This window comes from Azospirillum sp. HJ39, from assembly GCF_041507355.1.
Lineage (GTDB): Bacteria > Pseudomonadota > Alphaproteobacteria > Azospirillales > Azospirillaceae > Azospirillum > Azospirillum thiophilum.
In genome coordinates this window covers 41,614-62,724 of record NZ_CP167910.1, presented here as the reverse complement: position 1 = coordinate 62,724, position 21,111 = coordinate 41,614, and the positions used below count along the sequence as shown (strand labels likewise).

Annotated in this window: 15 protein-coding genes; 7 read left to right on the top strand and 8 right to left on the bottom strand. The window is 69.4% G+C overall.

From position 1 onward, the window contains the following. Positions 1 to 12: 12 nt before the first annotated feature. The 3 genes from ABMY26_RS10910 to ABMY26_RS10900 form a co-directional block, all read right to left on the bottom strand. Positions 13 to 1,758 carry a methyl-accepting chemotaxis protein gene (locus ABMY26_RS10910; protein WP_372396275.1) on the bottom strand — a complete coding sequence of 582 codons (1,746 nt, stop codon included), beginning with the start codon at positions 1,756 to 1,758 and terminating at the stop codon, positions 13 to 15. Positions 1,759 to 2,226: 468 nt separating this feature from the next. Then, a complete protein-coding gene (locus tag ABMY26_RS10905) occupies positions 2,227 to 3,246 on the bottom strand; it encodes a purine nucleoside permease (RefSeq protein WP_372396273.1) in 1,020 nt (339 codons plus the stop codon). 144 nt (positions 3,247 to 3,390) lie between these two features. After that, a complete protein-coding gene (locus tag ABMY26_RS10900) occupies positions 3,391 to 4,908 on the bottom strand; it encodes a ribonuclease J (RefSeq protein WP_245637057.1) in 1,518 nt (505 codons plus the stop codon). 409 nt (positions 4,909 to 5,317) lie between these two features. Here ABMY26_RS10900 and ABMY26_RS10895 point away from each other — a divergent pair, with 409 nt between their 5' ends. After that, a complete protein-coding gene (locus ABMY26_RS10895) occupies positions 5,318 to 6,025 on the top strand; it encodes a Crp/Fnr family transcriptional regulator (protein WP_372396271.1) in 708 nt (235 codons plus the stop codon). 25 nt (positions 6,026 to 6,050) lie between these two features. Here the strand turns inward: ABMY26_RS10895 and ABMY26_RS10890 are convergent, their stop codons facing one another. Beyond that, positions 6,051 to 8,681, bottom strand: coding sequence for a methyl-accepting chemotaxis protein (locus ABMY26_RS10890; protein ID WP_372396269.1), 2,631 nt, complete (start codon positions 8,679 to 8,681; stop codon positions 6,051 to 6,053). 488 nt (positions 8,682 to 9,169) lie between these two features. Between ABMY26_RS10890 and ABMY26_RS10885 the strand changes: the two genes are divergently transcribed. The 6 genes from ABMY26_RS10885 to ABMY26_RS10860 are packed head-to-tail and all read left to right on the top strand — an operon-like array spanning position 9,170 to position 17,014. Continuing rightward, the gene (locus ABMY26_RS10885) at positions 9,170 to 9,508 is read left to right on the top strand and encodes an acyl carrier protein (RefSeq protein WP_372396267.1); all 339 of its coding nucleotides are present in this window, start codon (positions 9,170 to 9,172) and stop codon (positions 9,506 to 9,508) included. Further along, positions 9,505 to 10,737, top strand: a complete 1,233-nt coding sequence (locus tag ABMY26_RS10880) for an acyl-CoA dehydrogenase family protein (RefSeq protein ID WP_372396266.1) — start codon at positions 9,505 to 9,507, stop codon at positions 10,735 to 10,737. Before ABMY26_RS10885 ends, ABMY26_RS10880 begins: the two co-directional genes overlap by 4 nt. Positions 10,738 to 10,767: 30 nt before the next feature. Beyond that, the gene (locus tag ABMY26_RS10875) at positions 10,768 to 11,694 is read left to right on the top strand and encodes an amino acid--[acyl-carrier-protein] ligase (RefSeq protein ID WP_372396264.1); all 927 of its coding nucleotides are present in this window, start codon (positions 10,768 to 10,770) and stop codon (positions 11,692 to 11,694) included. Between the two features lie 8 nt (positions 11,695 to 11,702). Next, complete coding sequence (locus ABMY26_RS10870) at positions 11,703 to 12,641, top strand: DUF1839 family protein (RefSeq protein WP_372396262.1); 939 nt, start codon at positions 11,703 to 11,705, stop codon at positions 12,639 to 12,641. A gap of 6 nt (positions 12,642 to 12,647) precedes the next feature. Further along, positions 12,648 to 15,215, top strand: coding sequence for a glycoside hydrolase family 2 protein (locus ABMY26_RS10865; RefSeq protein WP_372396260.1), 2,568 nt, complete (start codon positions 12,648 to 12,650; stop codon positions 15,213 to 15,215). Then, the gene (locus ABMY26_RS10860) at positions 15,212 to 17,014 is read left to right on the top strand and encodes an alpha/beta fold hydrolase (RefSeq protein WP_372396258.1); all 1,803 of its coding nucleotides are present in this window, start codon (positions 15,212 to 15,214) and stop codon (positions 17,012 to 17,014) included. The genes ABMY26_RS10865 and ABMY26_RS10860 overlap by 4 nt, the downstream gene beginning before the upstream one ends. Positions 17,015 to 17,052: 38 nt before the next feature. Here ABMY26_RS10860 and alkB read toward each other — a convergent pair whose 3' ends face one another. The 4 genes from alkB to ABMY26_RS10840 form a co-directional block, all read right to left on the bottom strand. After that, the gene (gene alkB / locus ABMY26_RS10855; protein ID WP_372396511.1) at positions 17,053 to 17,694 is read right to left on the bottom strand and encodes a DNA oxidative demethylase AlkB; all 642 of its coding nucleotides are present in this window, start codon (positions 17,692 to 17,694) and stop codon (positions 17,053 to 17,055) included. A gap of 4 nt (positions 17,695 to 17,698) precedes the next feature. Beyond that, on the bottom strand, positions 17,699 to 18,388 hold the full coding sequence (locus ABMY26_RS10850; RefSeq protein WP_372396256.1) for a 2OG-Fe(II) oxygenase: 690 nt from the start codon (positions 18,386 to 18,388) through the stop codon (positions 17,699 to 17,701). Between the two features lie 14 nt (positions 18,389 to 18,402). Continuing rightward, on the bottom strand, positions 18,403 to 19,539 hold the full coding sequence (gene ada, locus ABMY26_RS10845; protein ID WP_372396255.1) for a bifunctional DNA-binding transcriptional regulator/O6-methylguanine-DNA methyltransferase Ada: 1,137 nt from the start codon (positions 19,537 to 19,539) through the stop codon (positions 18,403 to 18,405). Between the two features lie 330 nt (positions 19,540 to 19,869). Next, complete coding sequence (locus tag ABMY26_RS10840; protein WP_372396253.1) at positions 19,870 to 21,108, bottom strand: M20/M25/M40 family metallo-hydrolase; 1,239 nt, start codon at positions 21,106 to 21,108, stop codon at positions 19,870 to 19,872. Positions 21,109 to 21,111: the final 3 nt, after the last annotated feature.

The following is a 21,111-nucleotide window of genomic DNA, read 5'->3' as shown; positions in this document are numbered from 1 at the left end:
ACCGGCGACGCATCATCGCTCCGCCGTGCGGAGTCCAATCACCGCCTCCTTGTCCGAACTGGCCTTCAGCTCCTTCAAGACCATCAGCATGGCATTTTGCAGCACGTGCGCTTGCTCCGACAGGGCTCGGGCGACGTTCATGGTCTGGTTGGTGGCTTGCAACGTCGACTGAGTCTCCTCGCTGACCCCCTGCATGGCTTGGCTGACCTCATGGGTTCCCGTGGCGGCCTGTTGAGCGTTGCGGGCAATCTCATCGGTCGCGGCCCGCTGCTGCTCCAGGGATGCGGCGACTGTCTTGGACAAGTCGGCGATCTGATGGATGACATCCGTGATCTGGTTGATGGCGAAAACCGCCTGACCGGTTGTGCTCTGCACTTCGGCGATCTGGGCGCGGATATCGTCCGTCGCCTTCGCGGTTTGCGCAGCCAGATTCTTGACCTCGTTCGCCACGACTTCGAAGCCCTTGCCCGCCGCACCGGCACGCGCCGCTTCGATCGTCGCGTTGAGCGCGAGCAGATTCGTCTGGGAGGCGATGGTGTTGATCAGGGATGCAACATCCCCGATACGGGACACGACACCCACCAGATTTTGCATTCTGCCATCGACATCCTTGGCGAAACTGGACGCTTCACCGACGACCGCGGTCGACCGCGCCATCAACTCATTGACCTCCAGTATCGAGTTCGACAGTTCCTCCGTCGCCGCAGCCACGGTGTTCACATTGGCCGATGCTTGCTGGGCAGCCGTGCTGACCGACGTGGCGCGTGCGCGAATGGCTTCCACCGAGCCGGACAGCGACTTCGCCGCTCCTTCGGCATCTTCAGCGCCGAGGGACACGATCTTCACGACACCGCCGACCTGCGATTCGAGACTGACGGCCAATTCCCCGGTCAGCCGGCGACGTTCGCCTTCAGCCGCCGCGCGCACCGCGTCCTGCTCGGCGATCAAGCGGCGGTTTTCGATCGCATGAGTGCGGAACACATCGACCGCCCGGGCCATTTCACCCAATTCATCATGACGCTTCGTTCCGGCCACGGAGACATCGACATTCCCATTCGCCAAGGCGATCATGGCTTTCTGCAAAAGAGAAATCGGCCGTTTGATGCCGGTGGCGACGAACAGCGCGCCTCCAGCCGTCACCAGGACAAACAAAAGAACCAAAAAGACAGTCCATTCCAAACCAGCGTAAAAGTCGGCGTCCAGATCATCGATGTAAGCGGCGGTTCCGATCGAGATGTTCCACTGCGGGAAGCCCGCGATATACGCGACCTTCGCCAGGGGTTCCTTCATTCCAGGTCGCGGGAACCAGTAAGTGATGACGCCCGAACCAGCGCGCGCCGCAGCTATCTGAGACTCGACATATTTATTTCCATAGGCATCGACCTTATTGATTTTGTTTTGCCCTTCGCTCGCCGGATCCGGGCCGAATACAATTTGAGTCCCGTCGAAAGTATAGACAAAGTAATAACCGTTCCCGCTGTCGAACTTCAGCGGTCGTATCGTGTCCCTGAAGCTGGTCAACGCCTTTTCCCGCGTCAATGTGCCGGCCTGCACACGATTTTCGAGGTCGGCAGCGACAGACGTGGCCAAATCCACCGTCGCCTTCAGTTTTTCCACACGCGCCGTATACATGGCGTCATACTGAGAAAATGACATGACAGTAGCCAATGCCGCGAGCGACAGCAGCGAAAGAACCACAATCATTTGAAGCCGCATCGAAATACGAGGATGTATTATTGAAGTGATAAATTGTCGCATCACTGCTCCGTTTCTGTAAAATTTTATAATTGTTAGCGATAATCCCCAGAGGGACAGCTCTGAAATTTTAGAGAAGACGCCACAACCTTACAATTCTGAATCCGCTGGTCCTGGTTGCGACAAATTCGCTGACAGGCCGGTGCGGGAGTGTCAGCGGCGCTTGAATACAGCCATCCTGCCACTCCCGTGGATAAACGACTTGCTGGAATGGGATCAACCGAATTGGCCGGTGAGCTCACAACTCAGCAACTAAAAGTAGCTGTTGTGCCCGCGATGGCGCCCTGGAGCTTCGTGCGTTCACCATGAAACGCACGAAGCTCCAGCCCTGTGTTTGGCGATCGGAGTCACGCTTCAAATCGATGCCGATTTTACGCGATCCGATCCAAATCATCGGTCATGGACGATGACCGCCGATATCCGCGCCTGTCGGCGCGCCCTGCTGCCAGGATCTCCCGCGCCGGCGGCCGTTTATTGGGCGGGCAGCGCCGGCACGCCGTCCTTCCACCGGTCCCAATGGCCGACGATGTGGTCGACCATGCGGGAGCCGACCAGCTCCACATTCTCCACCGTCTCGGCGAAGCCGCCGGCGGTTTCGCCCGGCTTGGGATCGAGATGCTGGAGCGTGGTCTCGTTCGGGTTGCCCTGGTCGAAATTGACCGCGCCGCGCAGGCTCATCACCCGGTCGGAACCCTGCAGCCGCTTGATCACCAGCGTGATCGCCGCTGCCTCCATCTCGGTGATGACATAGTCGTCGGCGCCGTAGAGCTTGGCGATGTACTGCGCCTGCGCCGACATGCCGGGGCCGTGGAAGAAGGTGTCGCCGGTCATGTGCGTGCCGGTGCCCACGAAAGGGGCACGCTGCGCGGCTTCCTGCGGATAGCGCTTGCGGTAGGCGCGGGCGGAGTCGCTGTCCTTCAGCGGCGTGTCGGCGGTCAGCTTCATCGCCCAGCCGACCAGCGTCTGGTTCATCGGGAACAGCCGCACCGCTTCGTAGCCCTTGCGCGGCATGAAGGTCGGCTCGCCCGGCTTGTTCTCCTCCGGCGCCCAACGGTGGCCCAGGTCATAGTCGACGACCCAGGTCGCCCAGCTGACCTCGCCGATGGTGCCGCGCGACGGCGGGGTGCCGGCAACGCCGGTGACCAGGAAATAGGCCTGCGACAGGTCGAGCTGCGGGTTCAGCAGGATCGCCTGCATCGAGGCCGAGGAGCTGACCTTGCCCATGCCCAGCACCGAGCCGCACACGCCGTCGGCGTTGCAGTAGACCGGGTTCAGCGCACCCTTCACCGCGATCGGCTCGGCCGTCTGCCAATAGCGCTCGTACCAGTGCTGGAACTCGCCCGCGCGGTCGCCGGTGTTCTTGCCGATCTCGAACATCGAGCCGACGAAGACCTTGACCTTGACCGGCTCCGCAGCCTGGGACGTCCCGTTCAGTCCGAACAGGAGCAGGGCCGACAGGGCGGCACCGCGGCAGCAGGAGAGCAATGACATCGAAATTTCACTCCATGGGACGAATAGACGCACCGGAGTATGCAACAGCCGCGCCATGCCCGTCCCCCTCCATATGCGCCGCAACGAAAAACGCCCCGCACCGGAGGGTGCGGGGCGTTTGCCGTCAGGGCCGGATACGCGCCGTCAGGCGGCGACGCGCTCCGCCATGTCCTCATCCACCGTCACCGGCGGGATCCAGGGGATCAGTTCGCGGCCGGTGTTGGCGAGGCGCCTCGGTTCGATGCGGCCGATCACGCGGGTGCCCTCATGGGCGATGCGCAGGATGTCGCCATCCTCCGGGACCAGCGCGCGCTCGACGCCGCAGGAGCGGGCGAGGCGGGCATGGGCCTCCATATGGCCGATTGTGCCATGGACCGGCACGGCGAAGCGGGGACGGACCAGACCGTACATGCGGGCGAGGTCGTCGCGTTTCGGGTGGCCGGAGACGTGGACCGGCGCGTCGGCCGGGGTGACGATCTCGACGCCCATGCCGCGCAGATGCGCGTGGATGTCGGCCAGCACCTCCTCGTTGCCGGGGATGGTGCGGGCGGAGAAGATGACGGTGTCGCCCTCCTCCAGCCACAGCTCGCGGTGCTCGTTGCGGGCCAGGCGGCTCAGCGCCGCCCGCTCCTCGCCCTGGCTGCCGGTGCACAGGAACACGAGGTTCTCGCGCGGGGTCCAGGAGGCTTCGCGCACGTCCATGAAGTCCGGCACATGGTCGAGATAGCCGCAGGCCTGCGCCGCCTTCTCCATGCGCAGCATGGAGCGGCCGACCAGCACGACCTTCCGGCCGACCGCGGCGGCGGCCTCGGCCACCGCGGTCATGCGGGCGACATTGGAGGCGAAGCCGGTGACGGCGATGGCGCCCGGCCGGCCGGCGAAGGCGGCGATCAGGCCGGCCCGCGCATCGGCTTCCGACCCGGTCGCGCCGGGCACGTCGGCGTTGGTGCTGTCGCACATCATGGCGAGCAGCCCCTCGTCGCCCAGACGCTTCAGCGCGGCGAAATCGGTGGTCCGGCCGATCAGCGGATCGGGATCGAACTTCCAGTCGCCGGTGTGCAGCACCGTGCCGGCCGCCGTGCGGATCGCCAGCGACATCGGTTCGGGGATCGAATGGGTGACGGCGATGGTCTCGATCCGGAACGGACCGATCCGCAGCGTGTCGCCGATGTCGAAGGTCTGCACCTTGGCGGCGCGGTGGGCGCCCTTCTCCTTCAGCCGGTCGCGGATGATGTGCGAGGCGAAGGGACTGGCATAGATCGGGCAGCGCAGGCGCGGCCACAGATGGTGGATGGCGCCGATATGGTCCTCGTGGGCGTGGGTCACCACCAGCCCGACGACGTCCTGCATCCGCTCCTCGATGAAGGTCGGATCGGCCATCAGGCTGTCGACGCCCGGCGCCTCGTCGCCCATGAAGGCCACGCCGGCATCGACGATCAGCCATTTGCCGGCATGACCGTAGAGCGCCATGTTCATGCCGATGCGCGAACAGCCGCCCAGCGGTAGGAACAGGATCTCGTCCTTGCCCGGAACCGGGCCGATGGGGCCGCCGCCATGGACCGTGTTGGCCGTCGGGCGGGAGCCGTCGAAGTCATCGCGCGGACGCGGGTTGCGTGCGCGGTTGTTCGGCGCCATCCGGCGCCGCTTTGAATCAAACGTCATGCCTCTGTCGTACGTCTCACATAGGCCGGCATTCGACGCTGCCGGGCGGGCGTGCATCGCTCGTCGATGCGGATCTCGTCGGATAAGGAGTTGAAAGGACCATGCCGGAGGCGCCACGGGGCGGCCGTCGGACGGCAGGGAGCGGGGATGGGGCGGGGGTGCCGGCGCAAAGCCGTGAAACCCCGGTTCGTTCGTCTGGTCTTATGTGGGCAAAGCCGGGCCGGCGTCAAGGGCACTTGCGAAAAGTCGCACCGATCGGCGGGGCATTGCCGATATGCAAGACCGCTTCCAGGCCGGGGCGCGAAGGCGGGAGAGGTGGGAAGACGTTTGGAACATGTCCGAAAAGCTGCCAAACTCGGCGTCCGCGACCGTTCGTACCCACAGCATAGCCCCGCCGCAAACCATGGACATGACCGTGAAGAAGACCGACATCACCGCGGCGTGGCGGGGTCTGGCCAATTGCCGGGGGTGCGGCATCCGGGAGTCGGCGCTGTTCGCCGACCTGACCGAGGCCGATTTCGGCCTGATCCATCTGCCCATCGATGAATTCACCGTGGCGCCGGGGGCGGCGCTCTACCATGTCGGCGACGAGCCGTCGGCGCTCTACACCGTGCGCGGCGGGCTGGTGAAGCTGGTGCAGTATCTGCCCAACGGCAGCCAGCGCATCGTCCGGCTGCTGCGGGCCGGCGACACCGCCGGGCTGGAGGCGGCGCTGGGCGAGCCCTACCGGCACACCGCCATCGCCATCCATCCGGTGCTGACCTGCCGCATCCCGGTCGCGGTGATCCAGCGCCTGTCGGTCGAAACCGGGCACCTGCACCGGCAACTGATGCGGCGCTGGCATCAGGCGGTCGAGCGGGCCGACGCCTTCCTGGTCGAGCTGGGCACCGGCAGTGCCCGCGCCCGGGTCGCCCGCCTGTTCCTGACCCTGGTGGACGAGCGCGGCGAATGCGACTTCTTCGGGCGGGAGGATGTCGGCGCCGTGCTGGGCATCACCACCGAAACCGCCAGCCGCGTGGTGGCCGAGCTGAAGCGCCAGGGCACGCTGGAGGAGCTGCGGCCCAACCGCTTCCGCTGCGGCCTGGACGCCCTGCGGGAGCTGGCAGACGGGCCGTAGGGAGCAGGATTCTGCCGGAGGAGCGTCAGGCCGCCCGCATCCCGTCGACCAGCGCATCGACCTGACCGGCCAGCGACCGCAGCTGGCCCTGCACGGTCGAGGAGGCCGACAGCACGCGGTTGGCCGATTCCCCCGACTCCCGCGCCGCGTCGGCGACGCTGTCGATGTTGCCGCGGACATGGCGGGTGCTGTCGGCCGCCTCGCCGACATTGCGGGCGATCTCGCGGGTGGCGGCGCTCTGCTGTTCCACAGCGGCGGCGATGGTGGCCGAGATCTCGTTGACCTCGCGGATGGTGACGGCGATGGAGCGGATGGCGTCCACCGCCTCCTGCGTCACCGCCTGCATGGCGGCGATCTGGGCGGAGATGTCCTCGGTCGCCTTGGCGGTCTGGGTCGCCAGCCCCTTCACCTCCGACGCCACCACGGCGAAGCCCTTGCCGGCTTCTCCGGCGCGGGCTGCCTCGATGGTGGCGTTGAGCGCCAGCAGGTTGGTCTGGCCGGCGATGGACTGGATCAGCCCGACCACCTCGCCGATGCGGCCGGCGGTCTGCGCCAGCCCCTCGACCGTGCGGTCGGTGCGCTCGGCCTCGTCGGCGGCCTGGCGGACGATGCGGCTGGAGGCGTGGACCTGCGAGCCGATCTCCTGGATGGAGGCGGACAGCTCCTCGGTCGCGGCGGCCACCGCCTTGACGTTGCCTTCCGCCTGCTGGGAGCTGCCGGCGGCGGTCGTGGCCTCCCCGGCGGTGAGGTCGGCGCTGCGGGTCATCCGCTCGGCCATGTCCTGCATCTCGCCGGCGGCCTGGGCCACGCGGTCGAGCACGCCGCGGACGCTGCTCTCGAAATTCTCCGCCATCTCGACCATGGCGCGGCGGCGCTCGCCGGCGGCGCGGCCGCGTTCGGCCTCGATGCGGGCGCTGGCGGCCTTCGCCTCGGTGGCGGTGTCGCGGAAGACGGTCAGGGCGCGGGTCATGTCGCCGATCTCGTCGGAGCCGGCGGCGGGAATGGCGGCGTCGAGGTTGCCGGCGGCAATGGCGCGCATGGCATCCGACAGGGCGCTCAGGCGGGCGACGATGTGGCGGCCGACGACCAGCCAGGCCAGCGCCACCGCGCCGACCAGGCTGCCGGCGGCGAACAGGATCAGCATGCGGCGGCCGGCGTCGATGGTGCCGCCGGTGCCGGCGACGGCGGCCTTGGCCTCGTCCCGCATGGCGGCGATCTGGCGGTCGACGGTGGCGGCGAAGCTCTGGGCCAGCAGGCGGCTTTCCGCCAGCACCCGGCCGGTGTCGGCCGCCGCCGCCAGCTCGGCCCGGCGCAGCGAGACGATGCCCTCCTCGCCCCGGCCGAAGCCGGCCAGCGCCCGCGCCAGCGCGGCCAGCACCTCGTTGCCCTCGGCGTCGCCGCCGACGTCGCCGCGGAGCTTGCCGACCCGTTCGTAGAGAGCCGACGACGCGGCGGAGAAGCGCTTCTCCAGCAGATCCAGCCGGGCGGCGTCGGGGGCCTGCGCCGCCTCGTTCAGCGCGCCGGTCAGGGCGGTGCCGTAGGTCGACAGCTCCAGATAGGTGCGGAACCGCTCCAGCCCGCTGCCCAGCAGATCCTGCATCGCCTCCTGGATCTGGGAGCGGACGTCGAAATTGGCGCGCTTGATGTCGCTCTGCACCTTGCGCAGCGGCGCCTTCAGCCCGTCGAGCAGCTGGGCTGCCTGCGCCCGCGCATCGGCCAGCCGGTCGGCCAGCCGGCGGTCGACCGCGCCGCTGCTGTTCTCGGTGCCGTCCAGCGCAGCGCGGCGCAGGTCGAAGACATTGTCCTTGCCGTAGCCGAAGAGGAACAGCGCGTCGATCCTGGCACCGGTGTCCGGCGCCACGCGGTCGCCCAGCGTGCCGAGCGAGGCGCTGACCTGGGAGGAGGATTCCAGATAGGCCTGCTGCAGCTCGATGATGGTCTTGGCGTCCGGGGCGGTGCCGGACCGGTTCATGGCGTCGAGCGCACCGGCGATGCTGCCGCGCAGGTCGTAGAGCGCGATCATCGAGCGCACCGCGTCGGACAGCGCCCCCATGTCGCGGTCGGTGCCGCCGTCCAGCGCCATGCCCTTTTCCTGCAGGGCGTTGCCGGCGCCGTCGACCAGCGGGGCCAGCGTCTTCAGGAAACCGTCGTAGGACTGGGCCAGCCGGCCGCCGGCCGCCTCGCGCCGGTCGCGCAGCGAAAGCCGGTGGGAAACCCCGTCATTGACGCGGTCGAGCGTGCCGATCAGCGCGTTGCCGGTGTCGCGCACCTCTCCCAGCAGCGGATCCTGCGGCCGGCGCCGGGCCAGCTCGTCGACCAGCGCGAGGAAGTCGCGGGCGTCCTTGGCCGTCTCGGCCTTGATGCGCTCCCGCTCCTCCTGGCTGGCGGCGCCGTCGAGCGCGGGGGCGGCCGACGCGATGCGGCCGCTTTCCCCGGCCAGCCGGGTCGCCAGCTCCATCTCCGGCAGGCTGGTGTCGGCGATCTGCTCCATCGGCGCTTCCACCGCGGAGAAGGACATCAGCCCGACCGCGCTGGCCGCCACCGTCATCGCCGCCATGCCGGCGAAGGCCAGCAGCAGCTTCGCCCGGACGCCAAGGCTACGCCGGCCGGTGCCGGGTGGGGTGCCGTTTGACGTGGCGGAAGCGGCGATGGCCATGGCGTGTGATCCCTCGGAACGGATGTGGCGCGGTGGACGCGGCACGGCGGGTACGGTTGCGGGGTGGATTGGCGCAAGCCCGCGTTGACCGCGATTTCGGAACTGCAAGCATTGCGGAGCCCTTGCGACCATCGGTCACATCGGCCCTTGCATGGTTTCCATCCGCCCATGCTCCGTCAATGGCTTTTTCCGCAGTAGCGAAAAGATTGCAGCGCGGGTTCCATCCAATGAAACAAGGGGCGGTATAGGCCTGAAAATTTCCGCCTGTGGGAAAGTTGCGGGGCATAGGCGGGCAGTCGGCCGGGCGGCGGCGCCCATGACGGTCGGCAGGAGCGGAACCGGGGCCAACGGCCGACCCTACCCTGTGCTTACCCCCACCGGTGATGGTTTTCATCACATGGATAGCCATGCGGCCATACCGATGCCGAGTGGAAGCACCGGGGTGGCGTGGCTAGCTTGAGGTCAATGGTTTCCAGAGGATCGCAAGAATGCCGCAGGATGTCAGTCCGCCTTTCGCCGCTTCGTCCTTCGACGGTTCGTCCTTCGGCGGCTCTCCGGCCGGCGGGAGCGGCGACACGATGATCGACGACATCCGCTCCGTGCTGGCCGAGTGCGGCGGGCTGGCGGTCGATGCCGGCACGCTGGCCGTCGATGACGACCTCTACGCCGCCGGCCTCACCTCCCATGGCTGCGTCGGGCTGATGCTGGGGCTGGAGGAACAGTTCGACGTCGAGTTTCCCGAACGGCTGCTGAACCGCCGCACCTTCGAGAGCATCGCCACGATCCGCGACGCCATGCGCGGCCTGACGGATGGGGGAGCGGCGTGAGCGCCGTCCCGGCCGGGGCAACCGATCGGGTTGCCGGAAAGGCCGCCGACTGGGCCGCTCATGGCGGCGTGGCGGCGCGGGCGCGGGTCATCGGGGCCGAAATCGCGGCACGCCATGCCGATGCGGTCGACCGCGACGGCCGTTTCCCGGCCGAGGCGTTCGACGCCCTGCGCGCCGAGCGGCTGCTCGGCGCCATGGTGCCGGCGGAACTCGGCGGCGGCGGCGCCTCTCTGTTCGAGGTGGCGGCGGCCTGCCACGCGCTGGCCCGTGGCTGCGGCTCCACCGGCATGATCCACGCCATGCACCAGATCCAGGTCGCCTGTCTGGTCAACCATGGCGGGAACGGCTGGCACCGCGGCCTGATGGCGCGCATCGCCGCCGAACAGCTGCTGCTGGGCTCCGCCACGACCGAGGCGGAGACCGGCGGCGACATCCGCAACAGCGTCTGCGCCGTCACGGTGGACCAGGAGGCCGGGGCCGGCCGCTTCACCCTGGCGAAGAACGCCTCGGTCATTTCCTACGGCGACCAGTCGGACGCGATCCTGGTCACGGCACGGCGCACCCCGGACTCTCCCTCGTCCGATCAGGTGCTGGTGGTGCTGTCCAGGGACGATTTCCGGCTGGAGAAGACGACGCTGTGGGACGCGATGGGGATGCGCGGCACCTGTTCCGACGGCTACCGCCTGGAGGCGTCGGGCGTCATCGACCAGATCCTGCCGCTGCCCTATGCCGACCTGTCGGCCCAGACCATGCTGCCGGTCACCCACATCCTGTGGAGCAGCTGCTGGCTCGGCATCGCCGCCGACGCGGTCAGCCGCGCCCGCGCCTTCGTCCGGGCGGAGGCCAGGCGCAAGCCGGGCACCACGCCGGCCTCGGCGGTGCGGCTGGCCGAGGCGACGGCGAAGCTCCAGCAGATGAAGGCGGTCATCCTGGCCGCGATCAGCCGCTACGAACTGGCCTGCGGCTCGCCGGAGCTGCTGAGCGGGCTGCCCTTCGCCACCGCCATGGCCACGCTGAAGGTCACGACGTCGGAGCTGGTGCGCGAGGTGGTCGAGGCGGCGATCCGCACCTGCGGGCTGGCCGGCTACCGCAACGATACCCCCTACAGCCTGGGCCGCCATCTGCGCGACGCCCATTCCGCCGCACTGATGATCGGCAACGACCGCATCATGTCGCATGTCGCCACGCAGCTTCTCGTCCAGCGCGATGGGTCGGGGCCTTTCGAATGAACGGGATGGCCGAATGAACAGGGTGGACAAATGAACATGCTGGACGCCGCCACGGCCCATGCCGCCTATCGCGACGAGCTGGTGGAAGCCGGCCTGCTGATCCCGACCGGCGTCGACGGCCTCTATGGCCGCAGCGGGTCGTTCGAGGAGGTGGTGGAGCGCTTCGACGCGCTGGTCACCCGCTGGGGCGGCGGGGACGGGGCGGAAGTGATGCGCTTCCCCCCGGCGCTGAACCGCCGCCATCTGGAGGAGAGCGAGTATCTGAAGAGCTTTCCCCATCTGGCCGGCACCATCCACAGCTTCGCAGGCGACGAGAAGGCGCACCGCAGCCTGCTGCGCCGGCTGGAGGAGGGGCAGGACTGGACCGAGGATCAGGCGGCGACCGACGTGGTGATGACGCCGGCCGCCTGCTATCCGGTCTATCCGACCGTCGCCCGGCGCGGCCCGCTGCCCGGCGAGGGCCGGCTGATCGACGTCTTCTCCTACTGTTTCCGCCATGAGCCGTCGATCGACCCCGCCCGCATGCAGCTGTTCCGCATGCGCGAATACATCCGCATCGGCACGGCCGACCAGGTCGTCGAGTTCCGCGAGCTGTGGCTGGAGCGCGGGCGCGGGATGATGGCCTCGCTGGAGGTGCCGCTGGAGATCGACGTCGCCAACGACCCCTTCTTCGGCCGGGCCGGCGCCATGCTGTCGAGCAGCCAGCGCGAGCAGAAGCTGAAGTTCGAGCTGCTGATCCCGATCACCAGCAGCGAGAAGCCGACCGCCTGCCTCAGCTTCAACTACCACCAGGACCATTTCGGCCATCTCTGGGACATCCGGACGGCGGATGGCGGCGTGGCCCACACCGCCTGCGTCGGCTTCGGCATGGAGCGGGTGGCGCTGGCGCTGTTCCGCCACCACGGCTTCGACACCGGGCAATGGCCGGCGGCGGTCCGCAAGCTGCTGTGGGGCTGACGGGCGCCATGTGGACCGCGCATCGCCCCGACGGCTACGACTGCCATTCCCTCCACCGTGGCGAGCGCATCTGGCCGGAGACCAACTGCTACGTCGATTTGTGGATCGAGGCGCTGCACGCCCGCGGGCTGGAGCCGCTGGCGATGCTGGGATTCACCGTCACCCAGGATTTCGAGGGCGACCAGTTCACCTTCTTCAAGGTGCCGCTGGAGGACCTGGAAACCCTGTACGGCCTGCGGGTGCAGGAGCTGGCGATCTACGAGGCGGTCGAGGCCCATGTGGCGGAGCAGGCGGCGCGCGGCCGGCTGGTGCTGGTGGAGGTCGACGGCTTCCACCTTCCGGACACCCGCGGCACCTCCTACGGCACCACCCATGTCAAGACCACGGTCGGCATCACCCGCCTCGACCCGGCAGCACGGACGATGGACTATTTCCACAATGCCGGCTTCCACCGGCTGGAGGGCGCCGACTACGAGGGCGTCATGGCCGCGGCGGCCGGGCCGCTGTACCCCTATGTGGAGTTCGTGAAGCCGGCGGCCCGACCGTTGGAAGGCCGGGCGCTGGTGGGAGCGTCGCTGGAGCTGCTGCGCCGCCATCTGGCCCGCCGGCCGGTGGGCAACCCGGTGGCGGCCTATCGCGCCGCCTTCCCGGAGCATCTGGACCGGCTGCTGGCCCGGCCGATGGAGTATTTCCACCTCTACGCCTTCAACCTGCTGCGCCAGCTCGGCGCCAATTTCGAGCTGTTGGGCGCCCATGTCCGCTGGCTCGACGGTCCTGCCGAGGTGGAGGAGGCCTGCCGGTCGGTCGCCGAGGGCACCAAGGCGATGCAGTTCCAGCTCGCCCGCACGGTGGCGAGGCGCAAGGCGCCCGACCTGAGCGGCGGCTTCGACCGGCTGGAGCGTGCCTACGACAGCGCATTGGGCGGTCTGGCCCGCCGCTGCGGGTGACGGGCGATGGCGCGCATCCGATCGGTCACCGGACAACGGATCACCGCCCTCACCGAGGGGTGGACGATGGCGCCCTGCGCGCCCGGCGGGGAGGCGCCCGGCGGGGAGGAAAGCGGGGAGCGGTTCCCGGCGCCGGTTCCCGGCACCGCCGCGCAGGCGCTCCAGGCCGCCGGGCTGTGGTCGGCCGAGGCACCAGCCGCGCTGCATGACCGGGACTTCCTCTACCGCCGACGGTTGTCCGGGCACGGTCCCCGCATCCTGCGCTTCCACGGCCTCGCCACCATCGCCGAGGTGCTGCTGGACGGGGAGCGCATCCTGACCTCCGACAGCATGTTCCTGGCCCATGAGGTGCCGGTGACGCTGGACGGCGAGGCGGAGCTGGCCATCCGCTTCCACGCGCTCTACCCGGTGCTGGCTGCGAAAAAGGGCCGCGCCCGCTGGCGGCCGAAGCTGGCCGAGCCGGCGGCGTTGCGTTTCGTCCGCACCACGCTGCTCGGCCATATGCCGGGCTGGTGCCCGCCGGTCCATGCCGTCGGCCCCTACCGGCCGGTCGAGCTGGTCGAGGAAACCGGCCCTTTCCGCGTGCTGGCCGCCGACCTGCGCAGCAGTTACGACGGGCGCGACGGCCGGCTGGCGCTGCGGCTGACGGTGGAGGGCGTCCCGGCCGGGATGGCGGCCGGCATGACGGGCTCGGTCGAGGTCGCCGGCCGGGTGGCGCCGCTGGTCTTCGATGGAACCGATGGCGGGATCGACGCCTTCCGCGCCGACCTGACCCTGCCCGGCGTCGAGCCCTGGTGGCCGCACACCCATGGCGAGCCGGTTCTGCACGGCGTGGCCGCCCGCATCGGCGCGGTGACGGTCGATCTGGGGCGCGTCGGCTTCCGCTCGCTCGCCGTCGACCGCGGTCCCGACGGCGACGGCTTCGCCCTGCTGGTGAACGGCGAGCGCGTGTTTTGCCGGGGCGGCTGCTGGGTGCCGGTCGATCTCGTCGCGCTGCCGGCCGGCCGTGCCGCCTATGAGCCGGAGCTGCGCCGGATGCATGAGGCCGGGGCCAACATGGTCCGGGTCGGCGGCACCATGCTGTATGAGGGCGACGCCTTCTTCGAGCTGTGCGACGAGCTGGGCATCCTGGTCTGGCAGGACGCCATGCTCGCCAATTTCGACTATCCGACCGACCCGGCCTTCCTGGAGAGCCTGCGGGCGGAGGTCGCGCAGCTGCTCGACCGGACCCAGGCCTCGCCGTCGCTGGCGGTGCTGTGCGGTGGCAGCGAGATGGAGCAGCAGGCGGCCATGCTGGGCCTGCCGCGCGCCTCCTGGACCCAGCCGGCGCTGACCGCCGTGATCGAGGAGACGGCGGCGTGGTTGCGGCCCGATCTGGTCCGGGTGGCGAACTCGCCCAGCGGCGGGGCGCTGCCCTTCGTCGCCGATGCCGGCGTGACCCATTATTACGGCGTCGGCGCCTACATGAGGCCGCTGGAGGACGCCCGGCGGGCGGGGGTGCGCTTCGCAGCCGAATGCCTCGCCTTCTCCAACCTGCCGGAGGGCGGGCAAACGGGCGCCCAGGCGGGAGTCCCGGCGCTGCACCATCCGCGCTGGAAGGAGGGGGTGCCGCGCGATCCCGGCGCCTCCTGGGACTTCGAGGATGTGCGCGAACATTACCTGGAGGCGCTGTACGCGGTGGACCCGCGCCGGCTGCGCCACGAGGATCCGGACCGCTACCGCCGGCTGTCGCGCGCTGTGACCGGCGAAGTGATGCAGGCGGTGTTCGACGAGTGGCGCCGGGCCGGGTCGGGCTGCGCCGGCGGGCTGGTCTGGCAATGGCGCGATCCCTGGCCGGGGGCCGGTCGGGGGCATGGCGCCGGCTGGGGGGTGGTCGCCGCCGACGGCACGCCGAAGCCGGCCTGGCACGCGCTGAAGCGCGCCTTCCGCCCGCAGCGGGTCATCCTGACCGACGAGGGGGTGAACGGGCTGGCCGTCCATCTGGTCAATGACGGCCCGCGGCCGGTCGAGGCGCTGCTGCGCCTGACGGCATGGCGCGACGGGGCGGTCCCGGTGCTGAAGGCCGAGCGTCCGGTGACGCTGCCGGCGCGGGGGGCGGTCGCTCTTGCCGCGGCGGCGCTGTCCGACCGCTTTTTCGACACAACCTACACCTACAGGTTCGGGCCGATCCCGCACGATGTGGTGACGGCGCAATTGCTGTCCGCCGAAAGGGGCATGGAACCGATTGACGAGGTTCATTATTTTCCAGGGGGTCGGTCGCTGCCCCGTGTCGATCCCGGCCTGACGGCCGTGGTCGGGCGCCAGGGGGACCAGTGGGAGTTGCGGCTTTCCACCAAGCGGTTCGCCTGTTCGGTCCATGTCGAGGACGAGCGGTTCCAGGCGGAGGAGTCCTGGTTTCATCTGCCGCCCGGCACCGAACGGGTGGTTCGTCTGCAGCCCCGTCAAGCCGGAAGGCGGGGGGGTGCGGGGTTGGGTGTCACGGACGGCACGGCACCGGCCGGGGGCTGGTTGCCGGATGGCGAGGTCCATGCGCTGAACGCGCAGGCTCCCGTCCGCTACAGGGGGAACGCATGAAGCCGACACCGGTGGTGTTCGATGGGTGTTTCGGATGGCTGCATCCGGCGGACGGGCTGCGGGGAGTCGTCCTGTGCGGTCCCTACGGGCATGAGGAGCTCTGCGCCCATCGCGCCTGGAAGAGCTTCGCTGAAAGGCTGGCGGCGGCTGGCCTGCCCACCTTGCGCTTCGACTATCCGGGATCCGGCGACTCATCCGGGGACGACAGCGAGCCCGACCGGGTGCGCGCCTGGCTGGACGGGATCAAGGCGGCGGTCCGCCGCCTGCGCGAGGACACCGGCGTCACCGAACTGGTCCTGGTCGGCTTCCGCATGGGCGGGCTGCTCGCCACGGCGGCGGCGCTGGAACTGGCGGAGGAGGGGCAGGGAATCGACCGGCTGGTCCTGCTGTCGCCCATCACCTCCGGCCGCAAGGCGGTGCGCGAGCTGCAGACGCTGGCGACCATGGTGCTGCGTCCGACCTGCAACCCGGAGCCGCCGGAGCGCGCGTCCTGGCTGAACGTGATCGGCATGCCGCTGACGCCGGAAACCGCGCTGGCGCTTGGCGGGCTCGATCCCTGCGACCGGCCGGCGGTGCCGGCCCCGCGCATCCTGATCGCCGACCGGCCGGAGGCCAAGGCGTCGGTGCGGCTGGCGGCGCGCTGGCGGACGCTGGGCGCCATGGCCGAGCCGATGGGCCTCGGCGGCATGATCGAACTGACGCAGCAGCCGCAGCGTGCCCGCGCCGCCGCGGTGTTCGAGCCCGTCCTGGCCTGGATCGCCACGGCCCCCGTCGCCGCCGGCGCCACCCCGCCGCCGGACCGCCCGGCCGGGCTGATGACGGCGACCGCGGTCGAGCGCCCGGTCTTCTTCGGGACGGCGCCGGAGCTGTTCGGCATCTACTGCACCCCGGTGCTGGCCGGGCCGGCCGGCAGCCGGCCGGCCATCCTGTTCCTGAACAGCGGCGCCACCCACCATGTCGGCTCCGGCCGCGCCACGGTGGTGCAGGCCCGGCGGCTGGCGGCGCGCGGCCATGCCTCGCTCCGGATCGACGCGGCCGGCATCGGCGACAGCCCCGACCGGCCGGGGACACCCGACAACCTGCTCTACAACCGCGAGGTCGTCGCCGACGTGCGCGCCGCGCTGGACTGGCTGGAGCGCCAGGGGCACGAGCGCGTCGTCGTCATCGGCCTGTGCGCCGGCGGCACGCCGGCCCTGCATGCCGGGTTGGGCGACGACCGGGTGGTCGGGCAGATCGCGCTGAACCCCGGCCGGTTCGAGCTGGGCGGCGGCACCGCCGTGACCGAGCTGATGCGGACGGTCGCCCACCGGTCCACCAGGGAGTATCTGCGCGAGGCGCTGAAGCCGGCCCGCCTGCGCGCCAGCTTCCGCAACCGCGCCCGGCTGATGGGACTGGCCGGGCGGCTGGCGGCCCGCTTCCTCCGCCGGGCGCTGATCCGCACCGGCCTGACCCGCCACGCGCAGCGCATGTTCCGCCGCCTGTCGGCCGAAGGGCGGCGGGTGCTGGTGGTCTATGGCAGCGACGACATGACGCTCGCCGAATTCTACCTGCATCTGGGTGAGAACGGCCGTGCGCTCGACGGGCTGCCAGGGATCGAGGTGGTCTATCTCGACCGTTCCGACCACAGCGTGACGGTGTGGGAGGCGCGCGACCGGCTGGACCGGCTGATCGACCGCCACCTTGCGGCGATCGACTGCCCCGCCCAGGCCGGCACGGACCCGGCCTGCCTGGGCGGCTGGGAGCTGGGGCTGCCGCCGGGGGTTCCGCCCGGCCTGCCGTCGGGCGAACGGGTGGGGTAGGGGGAGACGTCGTTGGGCGGACCGCTTTCCCGGGGGTGTTACCGGGCTCGTCGGAATGTGAGGTTGTACCGGAGGGGGCCGATGGGACTGTCGCCATCCTTCAGGGTATCGACACCATGAAACGTCATCCGCGCGGGCCCTCCCCAGACGACGACGTCGCCATGGATGAGGCGAACCCGTCGAGGCCGTTCGGAGCGGCTGAGGCCGCCCCACAGGAAGGTGGCGGTGAGGCCGAGCGACACGGAGACGATCGGACAGTCTAAGTCCCGCTCGTTGCGGTCCTGATGCAGCGACAGCCGCGAGCCGGGCTCATAGCGATTGACCAGACAGGCGTCCGGGTCGAAGCCGGCGAAGCCGGCCTTCCCGGCGGCCCGGCGTGCCAGCATGGCGAAGGCCTCGGGCATTGCAGGCCATGGCCGGCCCGTTTCAGGATCGCGGGCATCGTAGCGATAGCCTGTCCGATCCGTCACCCATCCGGCATCGCCGCAGTTGGTCATTGCGACGGACATCCGCCAGCCGCCGGGGGTTGTCATGTGCCTGAAGGGCGCAGCCTCGGAAATTCTCGCGATGGCGTCCAGCAGGTCGTTCTGAACCGGGCGGGCGAACGCCGTGAGGTGGACCGCACCCGCCGCGAGCGGGTTGGTCCGTTCCTCGTCGCCGAAAAGGTCAGTTTCGCTCATCCTCTCACGCGGCGTCATGAAAGATGATCCCGACCGTGTGGCGGCGTCCCTTGCGAAGCTTGCTTACGCCATGACGCAGCATGACGCGGTGGTCGCCCTTGCTGCCGCGATGCGGCCGGCTGTTGACGGCGAACACGACCGCATCTCCCTTTGAAAGCGGCACCACGGCCGGACGGGTCTGCATCCTCGGCCGCTGCTCCGTCAGAACGAATTCACCGCCCTCGAAATCCTCCCCCGGATTGGAAAGCAGGATCGCGACCTGCAAGGGGAAAACATGTTCCCCATACAGATCCCGGTGCAGGCAGTTGTAGTCGCCGGGACCGTATTGCAGCAGCAATGGCGTCGGCCTGGTTTGTCCGGAGTCATGGCAGCGCTCGAGGAAATCGGAATGGTCGTCGGGAAAGCGCACGTCGATCCCCATCCGCTCGCTCCACCTGTTCGCAATCGGCGAGAGGCGGGAGTAGAGCGCGGTCCTGAGCCGCTGGATCAAGTCGGGCAGGGGATAGGAAAAATAACGATATTCCCCTTGCCCGAACCCGTGACGCGCCATGATGACATGGTTTCGGAAGGCAGCGCCATCGCCGTACAGTCCGGCGATCCCGTCGCATTCGCTCGCTGTCAACAGCTGTGGGAACACCGCCCAGCCTTGGGCATCCAGCTCCGCAGAAATCCCGGCCCAATCGATCCTTTCCATGCGCGCGTCCCTCATCATTCCGCCTTCATTCCACCTTCCCCGGGGCCGGCGGCCGGTCGAGGCCCCAGGGCGGGTTTCTCGCGCTCCAGAAACGTCCTCTTGCGCTCGACGCCCCAGGCGTAGCCGGACAGCGCGCCGTCGTTCCTCACCACCCGGTGACAGGGGATGGCCAGGGCGATGTTGTTCGCGGCACAGGCACCGGCAACGGCACGGACGGCCTTGGGCAGGCCGATCCTGAGCGCGATATCGGTGTAGGATGCCGTTTCGCCCGCCGGTATCTCGCGCAGGGCCTGCCACACCCTCTGCTGGAAGGCGGTTCCCCGCACGTCCAGGGGAAGGTCGAGGCCCAATCCTGGAGCTTCCACCAAGCCGACGACCTTGGCGACCAAAGCCTCGTACTGCGCATCGCCGCCGATCAGCCGCGCCTTCGGGAAACGGTCCTGGAGATCGCGCGCGAGGTCGTCGGGGTCGTCGCCGATGAGGATCGCCGCGACGCCCTTGGCGCTCGAGGCGACAAGGATGGCGCCAAGGGAGGAGGCACCGACCGCGAACCTGATGTCCTCATTCTCGCCACCCGCGCGATAGCGGGACGGCGTCATGCCGAGCATTTCCGTGGACTTCTCGTAGAACCGGCCGCTCGAATTGAACCCGGCGTCGTAGATCGCCTCCGTTACCGTGTTGTCCGCGGTGAGGTTGTCCCGAACCCGGGCTGCGCGACGGCCAACCGCATAATCCTTGGGGGTGAGGCCGGTGGATGCCTTGAAGAGGCGATGCAGGTAGCCGGGGCTGCGCCCGACCGCGGCGGCGAGGTCGGCCAGTGAGGGGGGCGCGTCGCTGCTCTCGATCAGCCGGCACGCCTTCGCGACGATGGCGGCATTTTCGGCGTCAAGGGAGGGGCCATCCGGCTTGCACCGCTTGCACGGCCGGAAACCGGTCGCCCTGGCGGCTTCCAAGGTTTCGTGGAGGCCGACATTCTCCGGGTTGGCGGGGCGCGACGGGCAGGAAGGCCGGCAATAGACGCCCGTCGTCGCCACGGAATACCAGAACTGGCCGTCGGCGGTCCTGTCACGCGCCAGCACACGCGCCCAGCGGGGATCCTCGGCGACAGGCAGCCCTCGGCTGCCCTTCGCATGTTCCATTGTCCTGGCCATCCGACGGCTCCCTTGTGTGGTTCGATTGCCAGACGATGCCGTTTGCCGCCCGGCCTCACACTCCGGCTCTTGCTTTCAAATCCAAATATAGGGCCATCGCCCCGGTCCGCGACCAGCCGGTTCCGGGGCGGCGGCAGAGACGGAGATCGAGGAGAAGACTTACCGCATGCCCGACGTGGATCGGGCTCGCCAAGCGGCATTCGAACCAGTCGGCTAGGGGAAGCAACGGCCGGTTCCGCTCCACCGGGAGGAAGTCGCGGTGCCGCCGGGCAATCGGGGGCGGTCGTGAAAGCCGACCGTCCCGAGATCCCTTCCGGCACCGGCCGGTGCTCAGCCCAGCAGCTCCGCCAGGGCCCGCGCCACCACCCGGGTCGCCTTGCGCAGATCCTCCAGCACCAGCTTCTCGTCGGCGCGGTGGCCGTTGGCCTCCAGCAGGTCGCGCGGGCCGGCGCCGTAGAGGATGGTGGGGATGCCGGCCTCCGAATAATGGCGGGCGTCGGTGTAGAGCGGGATGCCGGTCTGGCCGACCGGCATCCCCAGCACCGTTTCGGCATGGCGGGCGAACAGCGCGGCCAGACGCGGCGCGTCGCCGACCGACCGGAAGGGACGGGCCAGCAGGATGCGGCGGATGGTGACGCGGATGCCCTCGCGCCCGGCGGCGGCCCGCTCGATCAGGGCGCGCAGTTCTGCCTCCACCTCCGCCGGGTTCTCTTCCGGGATCATGCGGCGGTCGAGGCGGACGGTGACGCGGTCGGGCACCACGTTGGTGTTGATGCCGCCCTGGATCAGCCCGACGGTCAGCGACGGGCTGGTGATGCCGGCGACGGCGGAGCGGCGCGCGGCAAGCTCCGGCCGGTGGGCGTAGAGCGCGGCCAGGATTCCGGTCGCCGCCTCCAGCGCGTCGTGGCCGGTGTCGGGACGGGCGGCATGGGCGGACTTGCCGTCGACCTGCACCTCCAGATGCAGGCAGCCATTGTGCCCGGTCACCACCGAATAGGCGAAGCTGGCCGACACCGCATAATCCGGCTTGGAAATTCCCTGGTCGAGCAGCCATTTCGGCCCGATCTCGCCGCCGGCCTCCTCGTCGTAGGTCAGGTGCAGCTCGACCGCGCCCTTCAACGGCGCCCCGGAGGCGATCAGCGCCCGCAGGGCGAAGGCATAGGTCGCGAAGTCCGATTTCGACACCGCGACGCCGCGGCCATACATCACGCCGTCGCGGATCCCGGCGCCGTAGGGGTCGCTCGACCAGCCCTCGCCGGGCGGCACCACGTCGCCATGGGCGTTGAGCGCCACGATTGGGCCTTCGCCGAAGCGGTGGCGGACGACGAGGTTGGTGGCGCTGACCATGCCGTTGGCCCGCACCAGATCGGCCGGCACCGGGTGGCGCTCCACCGCGAAGCCCATCGCCTCCAGCAGCTCGGCGGCGCGGACGGCGTGGGGCGCGCAGTCGCCCGGCGGGTTGTCGGACGGCACCTTCACCAGCTCCGCCAGGAAGCGGACCTCCTCGTCGAAGCGGGCATTCACCGCCTCGTCGAGCGCGGCGGCGAGGGAGGGGGACAGGTCGGTCATGGC